16 protein-coding genes are annotated in these 16228 nt (G+C 67.6%); 5 read left to right on the forward strand and 11 right to left on the reverse strand.

The features are described from left to right. Positions 1-11: 11 nt before the first annotated feature. The 6 genes from ADE01S_RS13190 to ADE01S_RS13215 all read right to left on the reverse strand — a co-directional run bounded on the left by ADE01S_RS13190 (position 12) and on the right by ADE01S_RS13215 (position 5630). Positions 12-836: an SDR family NAD(P)-dependent oxidoreductase gene (locus ADE01S_RS13190; RefSeq protein ID WP_062682148.1), complete on the reverse strand. Its 825-nt coding sequence runs from the start codon at positions 834-836 to the stop codon at positions 12-14. A 21-nt stretch (positions 837-857) separates the two neighbouring features. Next, a complete protein-coding gene (locus ADE01S_RS13195; RefSeq protein ID WP_062682149.1) occupies positions 858-1277 on the reverse strand; it encodes a MaoC family dehydratase in 420 nt (139 codons plus the stop codon). Positions 1278-1287: 10 nt separating this feature from the next. Beyond that, on the reverse strand, positions 1288-1731 hold the full coding sequence (locus tag ADE01S_RS13200) for a MaoC family dehydratase N-terminal domain-containing protein (RefSeq protein WP_062682150.1): 444 nt from the start codon (positions 1729-1731) through the stop codon (positions 1288-1290). A 10-nt stretch (positions 1732-1741) separates the two neighbouring features. Continuing rightward, a complete protein-coding gene (locus tag ADE01S_RS13205) occupies positions 1742-2926 on the reverse strand; it encodes a lipid-transfer protein (RefSeq protein ID WP_062682151.1) in 1185 nt (394 codons plus the stop codon). Further along, positions 2923-4455: an acyl-CoA synthetase gene (locus ADE01S_RS13210; protein WP_062682152.1), complete on the reverse strand. Its 1533-nt coding sequence runs from the start codon at positions 4453-4455 to the stop codon at positions 2923-2925. Before ADE01S_RS13210 ends, ADE01S_RS13205 begins: the two co-directional genes overlap by 4 nt. 122 nt (positions 4456-4577) lie before the next feature. Continuing rightward, entirely contained in the window at positions 4578-5630 is a 1053-nt protein-coding gene (locus tag ADE01S_RS13215; protein WP_062682153.1) for an AraC family transcriptional regulator, read from the reverse strand. 192 nt (positions 5631-5822) lie between these two features. On the opposite strand from ADE01S_RS13215, the gene ADE01S_RS13220 reads away from it, so the two are divergent. After that, positions 5823-6992: a CaiB/BaiF CoA transferase family protein gene (locus tag ADE01S_RS13220; protein ID WP_207554421.1), complete on the forward strand. Its 1170-nt coding sequence runs from the start codon at positions 5823-5825 to the stop codon at positions 6990-6992. A gap of 56 nt (positions 6993-7048) precedes the next feature. Beyond that, the gene (locus tag ADE01S_RS13225; protein ID WP_062682154.1) at positions 7049-8044 is read left to right on the forward strand and encodes a Bug family tripartite tricarboxylate transporter substrate binding protein; all 996 of its coding nucleotides are present in this window, start codon (positions 7049-7051) and stop codon (positions 8042-8044) included. A gap of 6 nt (positions 8045-8050) precedes the next feature. On the opposite strand, the gene ADE01S_RS13230 is transcribed toward ADE01S_RS13225, so the two are convergent. Further along, entirely contained in the window at positions 8051-8950 is a 900-nt protein-coding gene (locus ADE01S_RS13230) for a LysR family transcriptional regulator (RefSeq protein ID WP_242663422.1), read from the reverse strand. Between the two features lie 71 nt (positions 8951-9021). On the opposite strand from ADE01S_RS13230, the gene ADE01S_RS13235 reads away from it, so the two are divergent. From ADE01S_RS13235 to ADE01S_RS13245, 3 genes are all read left to right on the forward strand, one after another. Continuing rightward, positions 9022-10269, forward strand: a complete 1248-nt coding sequence (locus tag ADE01S_RS13235) for a CaiB/BaiF CoA transferase family protein (protein WP_075873333.1) — start codon at positions 9022-9024, stop codon at positions 10267-10269. After that, positions 10266-10748: a MaoC family dehydratase gene (locus ADE01S_RS13240; RefSeq protein ID WP_062682156.1), complete on the forward strand. Its 483-nt coding sequence runs from the start codon at positions 10266-10268 to the stop codon at positions 10746-10748. Before ADE01S_RS13235 ends, ADE01S_RS13240 begins: the two co-directional genes overlap by 4 nt. A gap of 80 nt (positions 10749-10828) precedes the next feature. Then, on the forward strand, positions 10829-11794 hold the full coding sequence (locus ADE01S_RS13245; protein WP_062682157.1) for a Bug family tripartite tricarboxylate transporter substrate binding protein: 966 nt from the start codon (positions 10829-10831) through the stop codon (positions 11792-11794). Between the two features lie 167 nt (positions 11795-11961). On the opposite strand, the gene ADE01S_RS13250 is transcribed toward ADE01S_RS13245, so the two are convergent. The 4 genes from ADE01S_RS13250 to ADE01S_RS13265 form a co-directional block, all read right to left on the reverse strand. Beyond that, positions 11962-12336, reverse strand: a complete 375-nt coding sequence (locus ADE01S_RS13250) for a tautomerase family protein (RefSeq protein WP_062682197.1) — start codon at positions 12334-12336, stop codon at positions 11962-11964. Between the two features lie 109 nt (positions 12337-12445). Then, a complete protein-coding gene (locus ADE01S_RS13255; RefSeq protein WP_062682158.1) occupies positions 12446-13702 on the reverse strand; it encodes a quaternary amine ABC transporter ATP-binding protein in 1257 nt (418 codons plus the stop codon). Continuing rightward, positions 13699-14556: an ABC transporter permease gene (locus ADE01S_RS13260; protein WP_062682159.1), complete on the reverse strand. Its 858-nt coding sequence runs from the start codon at positions 14554-14556 to the stop codon at positions 13699-13701. Before ADE01S_RS13260 ends, ADE01S_RS13255 begins: the two co-directional genes overlap by 4 nt. A gap of 205 nt (positions 14557-14761) precedes the next feature. Then, the gene (locus ADE01S_RS13265) at positions 14762-15763 is read right to left on the reverse strand and encodes an ABC transporter substrate-binding protein (protein ID WP_062682160.1); all 1002 of its coding nucleotides are present in this window, start codon (positions 15761-15763) and stop codon (positions 14762-14764) included. Positions 15764-16228: the final 465 nt, after the last annotated feature.

Genomic DNA, 16228 nt, shown 5'->3' on the forward strand with positions numbered 1-16228 from the left:
CTCCAGGCCGCTCAAGGACGGCCGCCGCCCACGACCAGGACCTGGCCGCTGACGTAGTTGGACTCGGGCAGGCAGAACAGGTACACCGCCCCCGCCGCCTCGGCCGGCGTGCCGGCCCGGCCGATGGGGATCAGGCTCTCGGCGTTCTTCAGCACTTGCGGATTGACGCCGACCTTGATCTGGCGGCCGTCGATATCCAGCGTCGCGTCGCCGCCCGCGGCCGCCTCGGTCAGGCGCGTCTTGATCAGGCCGAACGCCACGCTGTTCACGTTGACCTTGTACCGCCCCCACTCCTTGGCCAGCGCGCGCGTCAGTCCGTTGATGCCGGCCTTCGCGGCGGCGTAGTTGGCCTGGCCGGCGTTGCCCATTACGCCGGAGGTGGACGAGATGTTCACCACCTTGCGGAACACTTCCCTGCCCTGTCCGGCTTCCGTCTTCGCGGCTTCGCGGATGAATCCGGACGCGGCGCGCAGGATGCGGAACGGCGCCGACAGGTGCACGGCCAGGATGGCATCCCATTGCTCGTCGGTCATCTTCTGGATCACATTGTCCCAGGTGTAGCCGGCGTTGTTCACGATGATGTCCAGCCCGCCGAACGCATCCACCGCCGTTCCGACGAAGCGTTCCGCGAAGCCCGTTTCAGTCACGCTCCCGGCGCAGGCCTGCGCCTGGCCGCCCGCCTTGCGGATGAGCGAAACCGTTTCTTCGGCTGGCCCCGCATCCAGGTCGTTGACCACCACGTTCGCGCCTTCGCGCGCCAGCTTCAGGGCGATCTCCTGTCCGATGCCGCGCCCGGATCCGGAAACCAGCGCCACCTTGCCTTCAAGCGTTCCCATCGTGTTTCTCCTTGTCCTCGTTCATTGTTCGGCCAGCACGGCGACGCCGCTCAGCTTGAGTTCCCCGGCCTGGTTGCGCGCATACAGCTCCACCCTGACCCGGACTTCGCCCTGCGTCTCGAAACGTTCCACCACGCGGCCCGAACAGCGCACCTCGTCGCCCACGTGCGTGATCGCCGCGAAGCGCACCGCGTACTCGCGCAGCGCTGACTGGGGCGCCCAGTTCGTCAGCAGGCGCGCCAGGTAGGCGGCCGACAGCATGCCGTGCGCGAACACGTCGTCCATGCCCGCGCTCCTGGCGAAATCCAGGTCCACGTGGATCGGGTTGTGGTCTCCCGATGCGCCGCAGTACAACGCCAGCGCATGCCGGCTGATCGCCCCGGCGGCGAAGCCGGGAAGTTCCTCTCCGGCCTGGACGCCGCGGATCATTCTTGCGTTCATCGCACTCTCCTTAGCCGTTGCGGACCACAGTGGTCGTCCGCAATTCCGCGACCAGGCCCCCGGCGGCGTCCGTCACGCGGGTTTCGCGCAGCACGAATTCAAGCGCGCCGCCCTTCCTGGCGTAGATGTCGACGATCCGCGGCGCGAAGCGCAGCACGTCGCCCGCATACGCCATCGCGTGGTACACGAACGCCTGTTCGCCGTGCAGCACCCGCGCGATGTCGATGCCCAGCAGCTCGCGCATGGCGGCCGGCCGCGGGCCATCCATCTCTAGGCAAAAAAAGAAAGTGGGAGGCACCGGCAGCGTCCGATGCCCGGCGGCCCTGGCGGCGGCCTCGTCCGTGTAGACAGGATCGTCCTGGCCCGTCGCCTTGGCGAAGAACCGCAAGCGGCCCTTCTCCACGGCGACGTCGAACGCTGGCAAGGCGGTTCCGATGTGGCGGGTGTCCAGCATGGCGCTCTCCTCAGGCGGCCTGGTACAGCGTCACCACGCAGGCGCCGCCCAGGCCCAGGTTGTGCTGCAGCGCCAGCCTTGCGCCCTCCACCTGGCGCTGTTCCGCCTGGCCGCGCAATTGCCATACCAGCTCGGCGCACTGCGCCAGTCCGGTGGCCCCCAGCGGATGTCCTTTGGACAGCAGGCCGCCGGACGGATTGGTCACGACCCTGCCGCCGTAGGTGTTTTCGCCCTCCAGGATGAACTTCTCGGCGCTGCCTTCGGGCGTCAGCCGCAGGCCTTCGTAGGTGATCAGCTCGTTGACGGTGAAGCAATCGTGCAGCTCCGCCACGTCCACGTCGTCGGGCCCGACTCCCGCGGCCTCGTAGACCTTGTCCGCCGCCGAGCGAGTCATGTCGTAGCCCACCAGCTTGCGCATGTCGCCGTCGTCGAAGGTCGAGGGCGCGTCCGTGGTCATGGCCTGCGCGGCGATGCTCACCGCGGGAGACAGCCCATGGCCGCGGGCGAAGTCGTCCGAGCACAGGATGGCGGCCGCCGCGCCGCACGTGGGGGGGCAGCATTGCAGGCGGGTCAGGGGATCGAAAATCATGGGCGAGGCCAGCACCTCGTCAAGCGTGACCGTTTGGCGGAATACCGCGTAGGGATTGCGCGCGGCATGCTGGCGCGCCTTGACCGAAATGCGCGCGAAGGTATCGGGCCGGATCCCGTGCGCCTTCATGTATTCGCGGCCCGCCCCGCCGAAGAACTGGGCTGCGCGCGGCTTGTCCGTGTCGTAGCCCTGGATGCCTGTCATGGCCGATACGAAATCCGCCAGCGGCGAAGGACGGTCTTCATAGACGCCTTTGAGCGCGCCGGGCACCATTTGCTCGAACCCCACCGCCAGCGCGCATTCGACGGCGCCGCTTTCCACGGCTTGTCGCGCCAGGAATAGCGCCGACGATCCGCTCGCGCAGTTGTTGTTCACGTTGAAGACAGGGATACCCGTCAGCCCCACGCCGTAGAGAACCGCCTGGCCCGAGGTGGAGTCGCCATAGACGTAACCGGCGTAAGCCTGCTGGACGGTATCGAAGGGCAGCCCCGCATCCTTGAGCGCCTCGCGCACGGCGCGCGCGCCCATGACGGAATAGGGATCGCTGGCGCCCGGCTTGCTGAACGGGATCATGCCTACCCCGGCCACCCATACTTTTCGATTCATGCCTGATTCTCCTGAGGAGTCGGCGCGGCGCTGGCCGCGCGTTGGGATTCATGGACTTGCCGCAATACGGACTTCAATACCTTGCCCGCGGCCGACATCGGCAGCTCGCGGCGAAACTCGTACGTCTTGGGACATTTGTAGGCGGCGAGCCGCTGGCGGCAGTGCGCATTCAGGGAGTCGGCGTCCACGGCCGCGCCGGGGCGCGGCACGATTACCGCATGCACCGCCTCGCCCCAACGCTCGTGCGCCACGCCGATGACCGCGCAATGCGCCACCTGCGCGTGCTGCGCCAGCACGTCTTCCACTTCGGCGCCGTAGACGTTTTCGCCTCCGCTGACGATCATGTCCTTCAAGCGGTCTACCACGTAGAGATATCCGTCCTCGTCCTGCCGCGCCGCATCGCCGGTCAGCAGCCAGCCCCGCGCGAACGCCCGCCGGGTTTCTTCGGGCTGGTTCCAATAGCCGCGCATCACCATGGGCCCTCGGATCGCGAGTTCGCCGATAACGCCCGTCTCCACCTCCCGGCCATCGGGCGCGAGGATCCGCGCCTCCACGCCCACGACTGGCCTCCCCACCGATCCGGCCCGCGCGCCGCCCTGGCGCACCTGGGCGTTGATGGCCGCGGTCGCTGCGGTTTCCGTCATGCCATAGGCGTGCACGAATTCGGCTTGGGGAAAGGCCGCGAGCGCCCGCTCCAGCAAGGCCGGTGCGATGGGCGAGGCGCCCCAGATCACCCGCCGCACGCCGTCCAGCCGATACCGCTTGAATTCCGGGAGGTCCAGCAGCATCTGGAGCATGCTGGGCACCAGCAGCACCTCGCACACGCCATCGTCCTGCAGGGATTGCAGCACCGCCTTGACGTCGAAGCCCGGCTGCACCACCACGGACGCCCCGGCCACGAACTGGCCGATCAGGCGGCCCAGCCCCGCGACGTGAAACAGCGGCGCAACCAGCAACGTGCAACTGTCCGCGGGCGTGGGCACGGTGGCCAACCTGGCCACGGCGGCGCTCCACAGGTTCGCGTGCGTCAGCATCGCGCCCTTGGGAAATCCCGTCGTGCCACCGGTATAGAGAATGGCGGCGAGCGTGTCGCCGCCCGCCCGGACATCTTCCAGCGCCGCCGCTTCGAGCGCCTGCGCTTCCAGTTCTTCGGCGGAAACGACCGCGGTATCCGCCGGCGCCGCGACGCCGGCCATGCGCGGCGCCATCGCCTGGTCCACGAGCAACAGGCGCGGACGGCCGTCCGCTAGCCCATGCGCCAGCTCCCCGGGGCTCCAACGCGCGTTCAGCGGCTGGACCACCGCGCCCAGCCACCAGCAGGCGAGCAGCCACGACACATAGCCGGCGCCATTGGCCCCCAGCAGCGCAACGCGCTCGCCAGGCTGCACGCCACGTGCGCGCAGGACGCCTGCCTTGCGCGCGGCCCAGTCCGCCAGCGCCGCGTAGGTCCAGGACCGTTCGCCTTCACGCAACGCGACCTTGGCGGGGTGCAGCCTGCCTGCGCGGTGCAAACCTTGCGTCAGATACATTCGGTCTCCTGCGGCCCGCGGGCTCCATGGCCCGCTGTCATGTCCGGCGCTGCGCACCCGGCGCGCCGTCGTCATGTCCGTAGGTTCCCCCGGCGCGCCGGCCGCGACAATGGCGGCAGCGGTCAAACCGATTGGCGGAAAGTGTCAGCGGCTTGCGGAAGGCCCGTGGGCCCGCCCACCAGGCGGTTGCGGCGGTATTCACCCGGCGATACGCCGGTCCATTTCTTGAACGCCCGGTGGAACGTGCTGGGTTCGGAAAAACCCAGGCGCTCCGCGATCTCCATCAAGGACAGATCGTGCCGGCCCAGGTATTCGATCGCGGCGTCGCGCCGCAGATCGTCCTTCAGGGCCTGGAAGCCCTGCCCCTCTTCGCGCAGATGGCGCCGGAGCGTCTGCGGCGTCATGGCCAATTGCGCGCTGACCTGCGCCAAAGAGGGCAATTCGGCGGAAAGATCGTTGCGCAGCAAGCGCCGGATGCGGTTGGTCAGGGTGGTCCTGTCCTGGTACTTCACCAGCAGATCGAACGGTGCATTCGCCAGGAACAGCTTCAGCGTCTGCGCATCCTGCACGACCGGCAGATCGAGCCAGCGCGATTCCAGCCAGAGGCCCGTTGCCGGCTGCCCGTAGCGCACCGGCGCGTGGAACAGCTTTTGCGCGTCGGCGCTGCGGGCCCCGCTGCTGTAGTCCACGCCCAGGATGGGAATGCGCCGGGCGGCCAGCCAATTGGCCACGCCCAGCGTGAAGAACAGAAAGGTGCGCTCGCCATACCATCGCGCGCAACTCCTGGCGCCGCGGGAATCCAGCACGACGCGCGCGCGATCGCCATCGACGCGCAGATGCGCGGTGAAATCCCGCAGCACGCCGTGGTAGAAGCGAAACGCCGCGCGCAGCGCCTGCCCTATCGTGTCTGCCTGCAAGGCCAGCCGGCAGGCGTGGTCGAACGTCCCCAACGGCACGGGATGCTGCCCCATCCCCATGAAGTCGTCGCCGGTGGCGCGCCGCAGCCGCCGCAGGATCTGCGCGAACTGCGCCTGCGACACGCGCGCCATCGGCGCCTGCAGCAGGGAAGGCGGCACGTCGGCACGCGCCAGGACGCGGTCGACGTCCACGCCGTGGCTGCGCGCGCCTTGCAGGATCTGGGCGATGTGCCCCACGGCGATGGTGTGATGGGTCATGAGGAATTCCCGCGGCGGGACGGACACCGCCGGGTTCGATGGTAGCCAAAGCGCCCCCGCGGAGGAATGGCTCGCTTGAGCATTCCCGCCAAGCGGAATCAGCGATTTCGCCATTGGTTCGTCGCGAAGCCGCGCCTAGACTGGCCCGAGCCCTATACAGGCATGCCTCTTCGTATTTGCAGGAGTCCCTCTTTGGATACGCCGAACACCGCCCCTCTCGCTGGCGTCAGGATCCTGGACCTGTCGCGGCTGCTGCCCGGCCCGCTGGGCGCCCAATACCTGGCCGACCTGGGCGCCGACGTGATCAAGATCGAAGACACGCTGGCCGGCGACTACGCCCCGCCATCCCTGCGCGCCGTGTGCAACCGCAATAAGCGCGGGCTGCGGTTGGATCTGAAGCATCCCGAAGGCCAGGCAGCGCTGGCTGCGTTGGCGCGCGACGCCGACGTGGTGATGGAGAGTTTCCGTCCCGGCGTTGCCGCCCGCCTGAAGGCGGATTACCAAACCCTGTCGCAGCACAATCCCGGACTGGTGTACTGCAGCATTACCGGCTACGGCCAGGACGGCCCGCAGCGCGACGCCGCCGGGCACGACCTGAACTACGCCGCGTACGCCGGCGTCGCGGAGCAGATGGGCTGCGGGCCGGACCAGCCCGCCCTGTCCAATCTGCCGGTGGCCGATATCCTGGGCGGCTCGCTGACGGCGGTGATGGGCATACTGGCCGCGCTGTACGACGCCCAGCGCAGCGGGCGCGGGCGCTATATCGACATCTCCATCGCCGATGGCCTGCTGGCCGCCGCGGTCGTGCCGCTGGCCACCCTCAATGCGCGCGGCGATACGCGGCCGGCGGGCGCCGACGCGCTGTCAGGCGGGCTGGCCTGCTATGGCCAGTACCGCACCCAGGACGGCCGCTATCTGGCCATCGCCGCCCTGGAGCCGAAGTTCTGGGAAACGCTGTGCCGCCGCCTGGACCGGCCCGACCTGCTGCCGCTGCACCGCGACGGCGACCCCGCGCAACAGGAGCGCGTGCGACGCGAACTGCAAACGCTGATCGGCGCCCGCCCCCTGGCGCACTGGCTCGGCTTGCTGGACGACGCCGACTGCTGCGTGTCGCCGGTGCTGAAGCTGGCGGAAAGCCTGGCGCACCCTCAGTTCGCCGCGCGCGGCATGCCGCGGCACGCGGACCACGGCGCCTACGGGCGCACCGCCCATATTGCCAGCCCAGTGAAGATGTCGGGATTCCGGTTCGCCATTCATCGCCAGGCGCCGCTGCCGGGCGAACACACCGATCAGATCCTGCGCGAGGCCGGCTATACCGAGCCGGACATCGCCAGCCTGACCGGGCGCGGCATTGCGCTGTAGGGACATGCAGCCGTTGCCTGACATCGCCAGTGACCATAACCAGGACGGAGACACCAATGACCCACCCTCCCCGCATCCCCGCCTCGCCCCGGCGCCGCAGCCTGCTCAAGCTCGGAATGGCCCTGCCCGCGGCGCTGGCGCTGCCGCGGCCGGCCAGCGCCGCCGATTTTCCCAACCGCCCCGTCACGCTCATCGTGCCGTTTCCGGCCGGCGGCGCCACGGACACCCAGATGCGCGCGCTGGCGATCGCGGCCTCGCGCGAGCTGGGGCAGACGGTCGTCATCGCCAACCGCCCCGGCGCCGGCGGCACGCTGGGCCCCGCCTCCATGGCGCACACGGCGGCGCCGGACGGCTATACGGCTTCGGTCGTGGTGGGCACTCTGTTCCGCTATCCGTTCCTGCAACAGGTCAATTACGATCCGCTCCAGGATTTCACCTATATCGCCTGCATGACGGCCTATTCCTACGGCATCGTAGTGCGCCAGGACGCGCCCTGGAAAACCCTGGACGAGTTGATCGCCCATGCGCGCGCCCACCCCGAAAAAATCAGCTATGGCGGCACGGGCGCGGGCGGCTCGGGGCGCATCGCCATCGAGCGCCTGTCCCGGCTGACGAACACGAAGTTCAACTTCATTCCCTATAAGGGCGCCGCGGAGGAAACCACCGCGCTGCTGGGCGGCCACATCCAGATGGTTTCGGACGCCGGCTGGGGGCCGATGATCGACACCGGCAAGGCTCGCCTTCTCGCCGTGATGGGCGAAGCCCGCGCCAAGCGCGTTCCCGACGTGCCCACGCTGGTCGAGCTGGGCTACCCCATCATTGCGTCCAATCCGGTCGGCATCGCCGGCCCCAAGGGCATGGATCCGAATGTGGTGAGCGTGCTGCAAAAAGCGTTTCACCGCGCCGCCCGCGACCCGGACTACAACCGCGCGCTGGAAAATGCCGACCAGCCGCACATGTTGATGGACAGCACGGCCTACACCGAATACGCGATCAAGCAGGTTGCGGAGGAAAAGAGATTCGTGGCCGAGCTGGGCCTGAAGATGCAATAGCGCCGTTCAGGCGGTAGCGCGCGACAACATGCTGTCGCGCAACCGCAGCACCGATGCGCACGAGGTATCCCGGTGCGTCACCAGCGACAGGGACAGCGCGCCGTGCGAATCGGCGTCGGCCAGCGGCACGAAAGCCACGTGGGGCGTGGAGTAGGCCCGCGTCACGCCGGGGACCAGCGCCAGTCCCATGCCGCTGGCCACCAGGCTGACCAGGGTCTGCACCTGGATCGCCTCCTGGCTGATGCGCGGGGAAAAGCCCGCCTTGCGGCATAGCGCCTGCGCCACGCCGTGCAGGCCCGGCACCTTGAGGGGCGAATACAGCACGAAGTTCTCGGCGCGCGCCCGCTCCAGGCGCACCGGCCCGCCCGAGGCCAGCGGGTGTCCCGCCGGCACCGCCAGGATCAGGTCGTCGCGCTCCACCACCCAGGAATCCAGCGCCGCGTCTTCGGCCAGCGGCCCGCGCACGAGCCCCGCGTCGATGTCGTTGGCGCGCAGCATGGCCACCAGGCCGACCGTGCTGTCCTCGCGCAAGTCCAGCTGCACGTCCGGATACTCGGCGCGGAACGCCGGCAGACAGCGCGGCAGCAGCATATAGGTGGCCGACCCGACGAATCCCAACCGCAGCTGGCCCCATTCGCCCAGCGCCACGCGGCGGGCGGCCTGACGCGCCTGTTCCGAATGAAACAGCGCGCGGCGGGCGTCGGCCATCAACGCCTGCCCGGCGGGCGTAGGCGTCACCCCCTTGGCGCCGCGCACCAGCAGCGGCACCCCCACCGCATGTTCCAGCTTCTGGATCGACACCGATAGCGCCGGCTGCGCAATATGCAGCAGGTCGGCGGCGCGCCGGTAGCTGCCCTGTTCCGCGATGGTCACGAACTGCCGAAGCTGCCGCAAATCGATAGCCATAATGAATTCCATATCGCCCAATACCTAAGCCATATTAGACGTGTATGTGCAGGGCCGATAGCATTTCCGCCATGACTCCTTCTTCCCATTCCCGAGCCGGCGCGCTGGGCGGCGTGCGCATCCTGGACCTGACCTCCGTGGTGTTCGGCCCCTACGCGTCGCAGATACTGGCCGACTACGGCGCCGACGTCATCAAGATCGAAGCGCCGTCGGGCGACTCCACGCGACGCACCGGCCCGTCGCAGGAGCCGGGGCTGGCCGCCATCTTCCTGGGCCTGAACCGCAACAAGCGCAGCATCGTGCTCGACCTGAAGCAAGCCTCAGCGCGGGAGGCGTTGTTGACGATGGTGGACCAGGCCGACGTCCTGATGCACAGCATGCGGCCCGCCAAGATGGCCGCGCTCGGGCTGGACCCGGACACCTTGTGCGCGCGCAACCACCGCCTGGTGTATGCCGGCCTGTATGGGTTCGGCGCGGGCGGCGCCTACGACGGCCGGCCTGCGTATGACGACATCATCCAGGGGCTGTCGGGCTTCGCCGATCTGGTCGACCGCCAGACCGGCGAGCCGCGCTACCTGCCCACGGTGGCGGCCGACAAGACCTGCGGCCTGGTCGCCGCGCACGCCATCCTGGCGGCGCTGTTCCAGCGCGAGCGCACCGGCGCCGGGCAGCAGTTGGAGGTACCCATGTTCGAAAGCATGGCCTCCTATGCGCTGGTCGAGCATTATTACGGCCGGCACCTGTCCGACGAACCCGGCCAGGCCGGCTATCCGCGCGTCCTCACGGCGTGGCGCAAGCCTTGCCGGACGGCCGATGGCCATGTCTGCCTGATGCCCTACACCGACGCCCATTGGCGCGACTTCTTCATCGCGGCGGATCGGCGCGACCTGGCGGAAGACGCGCGCTTCGCCGACATTTCCGCGCGCACGCGGCACATCGAAACCCTGTACGAACTGCAGGCCGGCATCGTCGCGCGACACGACACCGCCTACTGGCTGGCCCTGTGCGAACGGCTGGAGATTCCGGCCGCGCCCGTCAACCGGCTCCAGGACCTCGAAACGGATCCGCACCTGCGGAGCGTCGACTTCTTCGTAGCGCTGGAGAGCGCGTCGGGCAGCCGTTACCGCTTTCCCCGCAATCCTGTGCGCCTGCAGCATTCCCACGTGCCGGCCACGATGCCGCCGCGCCTGGGCGAACACACGCGCGACGTGCTGCGCGAAGCGGGCCTGGACGAGGCCCATATCTCCGCGCTTCTGGAAGCGGGCGCCGCCCGCGACGCGCTTTCCCCTCCCATCGACCCACACAAGGATCCGGCATGACCGCAGACCGCAACGCCACCGCCATCGCACAACTCGGCCAGGGCTATTACTGGCAGGACCTGGCCGTGGGCCAGCGTTTCCACACGTTCCGCCGCACGATCACCGAGACCGACATCGTGAACTTCATCAGCGTCACGGGCATGCTGGAGACGATCTTCATCGACGCCACCTACGCGCACGGCGCCATCCAGGGCCGCCCCGCCCCCGGCGCGCTGACCTATGGCCTGATCGAGGGCCTGATCATGCAGGGCATGGTGCAGGGCACCGGTCTGGCGCTGCTGGAAGTCCACAAGAAAATGCTCGCGCCCGTGGTCGCGGGCGACACCATCTGGGCGGAGATCGAAGTCACCGGCGTGCGCCCCACATCGCAGCACAACCGGGCGGTGGTCACGTCCGCCATCGAAGTCCGGAACCAGCACGGCAAGCCGGTCATGGCCTATACGGCCACGCGCATGCTGGCAGGCAGGCCCGAGGCCTGATCGAGCGGCAAAGCGCCCCGCCCAGAGGGTGCTGCCGCCAGGACGCGCTCGCGTCATCCAAAAACACAAGGAGACAAACCATGAAGAAAGTATTGGTAGCCGGCAGCCTGGCCATCCTGGCGTTGGGAGGCGCGGTCAGCGCCCAGGCCGCCTGGCCCGAACGCCCGGTGACAATGGTGGTGCCATTCCCGCCGGGCGGCCCGACCGACCTGGTCGCGCGGGTTCTGGCCAAGCAGCTCACCGACCAGCTGGGCCAGACCGTCGTGGTGGAAAACAAGGGCGGCGCCAACGGCAACATCGGCATGCAGTATGCGGCAGCCGCCAAGCCGGACGGCTATACCGTGCTGTACAACACGTCGTCGATCGCTTTGAGCCCGAATCTCTACCGGTCGCTGGCGTTCGATCCCGTCAAGGACTTCGCGCCCGTCTCGTCCACGGCCGTCATTCCGCTGGTGCTGCTGGTGCATCCGTCGGTGCCGGCGAAGGACACCCAGGCGTTCGTGCAATACGCGCGCCAGAATCCGGGCAAGCTGTCGTATGGTTCGGCGGGCGCCGGCAACGTGACCCACCTGGGCGCCCTGCTATTGCTGCGCTCGCTGCAGATCGATGCGGTGCATGTGCCATACCGCGGCAGCGCCCCCGCCATGACGGACCTGGTCGGCGGGCAGGTCCAGCTGATGACCAATACGCTGAACGATTCGCTCGGGTTCATCCGGGAAGGCAAGCTGCGCGCGCTGGCGGTGACCAGCGGCGCGCGCAGCGATCAATTGCCCGACGTGCCGACCGTGGCGGAGGCGGCGGTGCCCGGATTCGAGATGGGTGCCTGGCAAGGCGTCGTGGTGCCGGCCGGCACGCCGGGGCCGGTCATCGACAAACTGAACGCCGAAATCCGCCGCGCGCTGCAATCGCCCGAAATGCAGAAGCAGCTCAAGGCGCAGGGCGCGCAGGCGCTGGGCTCCACGCCGCAGGAATACGCGGCCTACATCAAAAGCGAGATCTCGCGCTGGGGCGAAGTGGTGAAGGCCGCCAACGTGAAGCTGGACTGATCCCGTGCTCCCCGCGAGACAGCAAGCACGCAAAGCGTGCGCGGCCCGACTGGGCTAGGTCGCCGTCCTTCGCAAGAACAGCCGCCCCGCCGCCGGGCCGCCCCAAGGCGGGGCAGCCCCCTCGGGGGGCAGCAAGCACGCGCAGCGTGCGCGGCGTGGGGGCCCCTTCAACGGCCGGCGGCCTTGGCGCTGATGCCGTTGGCCACGCCCATGTCGGTCTTGGGCACGTCGCGGATCAGCACGCGCACGTCTTCGCCCGAGATATCGATGCTGGCGCAGACGGCCTGGTTCAGCGCGGCGATCAGGGCCGCCTTCTTGGCTTCGTCGCGGCCTTCGATCAGCGCCACGTCGACGCGCGCCATGCGCTTGCCGATTTCGCCGGCCACGATCACGTTCTCCGCGGGGACTTCCTGCAGCACGATGCGCACGCTGGGCAGCGGCGCGGCGATGCTCTCGACGACGGCGCTGGACGCCGCCTTCAGCAGCGCGGTTTTCTGGTCGGCCGAGTGGCCTTGCATGATCTGGACGTTCAAAATGGGCATGACGGCTTCCAAGGTTCCGAATAAGGACGAACCGGCCGTGGCGGCCGGTCGACCATCATATCCGGACTTTGCCCATGCACAGGCACAGTCCGGATACGGGTCTTCCCTGTCAAGCCGCCTTGTCGTGGTGCTCCAGTTCCGGCTCGGATTCCTGCGCGGCAGGCGTCTCGTCCACCGGCGCCGGCGTGTCGGCCAGGGCCGGCGTGACCAGCTCCACGACCTTCTTGCGCGACAGCATGCCGATGAACTCGTCGTCTTCGCCGGTCACGGCCACGGGCTGGTCGCTGTGGACCAGTTGGGCCAGCACTTCGCCCAGGCCCGCCGTGGCCGGCACGGAGGCCAGGTCCTCGACGTAGCGGGAAACGTCCCGCACGCCATCCGCGATGGCCTGCTCGGCCGCCTTGGCGGTCAGCACGCCGGCCAGGCGCTTGCCGTCCAGCACCGGCGCGTACTCGTAGTCCAGCGCGCGCATGCGGTCCATGGCGTGCGCGGGACGCGAGCGCATGGTCAGCGTCAGGCGCGCCGGGTTCACGGCATGCGTGGCGTTGAGCACCTTGGTGCGGTTCACGTCCTGCAGGAACGACTGCACGTAATCGTTGGCCGGGTTGAGCAGGATGTCTTCCGGCGTGCCTTCCTGCACCAGCTCGCCGTCCTTCAGGATCGCGATGCGGTTGCCCAGGCGCAGCGCCTCGTCCAGATCGTGCGTGATGAACACGATGGTCTTGTTCAGCTTGGCCTGCAACTGCAGCAGCTGGTCCTGCATTTCGCGGCGGATCAGCGGATCCAGCGCCGAGAACGCTTCGTCCATCAGCAGGATTTCGGCATCCGTGGCCAGCGCCCGGGCCAGGCCCACGCGCTGCTGCATGCCGCCGGACAGCTGGTGCGGATACTGGTTCTCGAAACCCGACAGGCCCACCTGCTCCAGCCAGTCGCGGGCGCGCTTCTCGCGTTCGGCCCGGCCCACGCCCTGCACGGTCAGGCCGTAGGCGGCGTTGTCCAGCACGGTGCGGTGCGGAAACAGGCCGAAGCGCTGGAACACCATGCTCATCTTCTTCTGGCGGAAGATTTCCAGGTCGCGCTTGTTCAGGCTGACCACGTCCACGCCGTCGACCAGGATGTGGCCGGCGCTGGGTTCGATCAGGCGGTTGAAGTGGCGGATCAGCGTGGACTTGCCGGAACCCGACAGGCCCATGATGACGTAGATGCTGCCCTCTTCGATGGACAGGCTGATATCGCGCAGGCCCAGCGTGTGGCCGCTTTCGGCCAGCAGCTGTTCCTTGCTCATGCCGCCCTGGGCGGCTTCCAGCCACTTCTTCGGATGCGGGCCGAAAATCTTGTAGATGTTCTTGACTTCGATCTTGCTCATCGCTGGCCTCCCATGCGCATGCGCTGTCCATACGATTGCGTGATCCGGTCGAACAGCACGGCCAGCACCACGATACCCAGCCCGGCCAACAAGCCGCGGCCCACTTCCAGGCGGTTGATCCCGAGCAGCACTTCATAGCCCAGGCCGCGCGCGCCGATCATCGATGCGATCACCACCATCGACAGCGCCATCATCGTGGTCTGGTTGATGCCGGCCATGATGTTGGGCAGCGCCAGCGGCAGTTGCACGCCGAAGAGCTGCTGCCGCGGATTGGCGCCGAAGGCGCGCGAGGCTTCCAGCACTTCGCGGTCGACCAGGCGGATGCCCAGGTCGGTCAGGCGGATCAGCGGCGGCACGGCATAGATGACCGTGGCGATGATCGCGGGGATCTTGCCCAGGCCGAACAACATGACGACCGGAATCAGGTACACGAAGCTGGGCATGGTCTGCATCACGTCCAGCACCGGCAGCATGCCGGAGCGCAGCCAGTTGATCCGCGCCATCAGCACGCCCAGCGGAATGCCGATCAGCACGGACAGGCCCGCGGCCATGATCATCAGCGCCAGGGTCTGCATGCCGGCGTCCCAGAGGCCCAGCACGCCGATCACGCACAGCAGCGCGCCCATCGCCAGGCTCAGGCCGATGCGGCGGCTCACGCCCCAGGCGATCGCGATGGTGACCGCGACCACCGCCCACCAGGGCGAGCTGCGCAGCAGCTGTTCCAGCCACACCAGCGCGTGCAGGACGGGCTGGGACAGCGTCTCCAGCGTATCCGCGTAGTTGGTGACCAAATGATCGACGAAACCGTCGATCGCCCCCCGGACCTGCCGGGCGGGAATAATTTCAGGAAACATTCGTTCTACTCCATTCTGACGCGCTCACCGCCCGGCGAGATAGCCAGGGGGCTTCCAGGGCGGAAGCGGCCCGCCAAGCCGGCGAAGCAGGCGCGCACCGGACCGGGCGGCGATGCGCCCGGCCGGCGGCCATCCCGGCAAAGCAGCCCGGCCCGAGGGTGGGCCGGCACGCGCCGCGAGGGCGCGCAGCCAGGTGCACGGCAGGTTACAGCGCGCTTTGGACGCGCCCGGCGACGTCGGCGGGGACCCACTTGGTCCAGACGTCGGGCTTGTTCTTCAGGAACCACTTGGCCACCGCGGCGGACTCGTCGCCGGTTTCTTCCATGTGGGCCAGGGTTTCGTTGATCACCGGCAGCGGCACCGACACCTTGGACAGGAATTCGGTGAGCTTGGGGGCCTCCTGCGAGAACTTGGTGTTCACGGCGGTGAAGACAGGGTTTTCGGGATAGGCGCTGGGCTCGGGGTTGGCGCACTTGGGCGCCGTCAGGCACTTGTGCTTTTCCGCGTCATAGGGCGGCATGTCCAGCTTGACCAGGTCCATCGAACCGACCAGCGGCGTGGGTGACCAGTAGTAGAAAACGACGTTCTGCTTGCGCTTGTAGGCCGACATCAGCGCGGCCTTCTGCGCGGCGCCGGTGCCGGGCGAATACAGCGTGTAGGAGTCGTCCAGCTTCAAGGCGTGGAAGAGGTTGTTGCTGGTCACTTCGCAGCCCCAACCCGCCGGGCAACCGTAGAAGCGGCCCTTGCCGGGCTCTTCCGGATCCTTGAACTGATCCTTGAACTTCGGCAGGTCGGCCGCGGACTTCAGCTCGGGCAGGCGCTCGGCGGTATAGCGCGGGATGTACCAGCCCTCGGCGCCCATGTAGAGGTCGCCGATGCGCTTGACCTTGCCGGTCTTCTCGGCGCGGTCCCAGGGATCGGCCACGCTGTTCAGCCAGATCTCGGTGTTGATGTCCAGGTCGCCGCGCTCAAGCGCGGCCAGGGCGGGCAGGGTTTCGGTAGGCAGGGTTTCGGTCTTGCAACCGTAGCCCTTTTCCATGATGAAACGTTCGACGTCGACGAGGACCAGGTTGGATTCCCAGTTCATGGCGCCGAAGTTGACTGGACGCTTGAGCTCGCATTGGGCGGCGTCGGCGGCCTGGGCCGAACCGGCAAATGCAAAGAACACGGCCGCGGCGGCCAGGGTCTTGACGGGGGTGAAACGCATTGGCTTTTGCCTCCATAGGTTCAGGGACACGCGCCGGGCCTGGCCCGGTGGATGCCATGGAGCTAAGGGGGTTGTGCGGAAGACGGGCAGAACCGCCAATACAAACCGACACTAGCAACAAGACCGTCCGCGAGGATGCGGGGTCTTGCAAGACAGGAGTTTCAAAAACGCGGTTTTTGAAAACCCACAGAAAGTGAACAAACTGAACGAAGAAGCCAGCATCTTAAACGAAATTGGCGCCCAACCCAACCCCAACCCCGAACAAAACAGATACATTTCGGCGTAAAACCGTCCGGGATAACCCCGATCGACCACGGGTAAATCGCCGTTTTCCCCTAAGGAAATTCAGGTCGAAAATATAGTTACGTTCAGTTAATAATATATTCGTATTAATACATTCTGACGGTTTCAAAACACCCCGAAATAGCGCTTTTTCCCGTTTTCCGGGCCCTCAAGGGGATCTGC

Origin of the sequence: Achromobacter denitrificans NBRC 15125 (assembly GCF_001571365.1) — a bacterium.
Taxonomy (GTDB): Bacteria; Pseudomonadota; Gammaproteobacteria; order Burkholderiales; family Burkholderiaceae_B; genus Achromobacter; species Achromobacter denitrificans.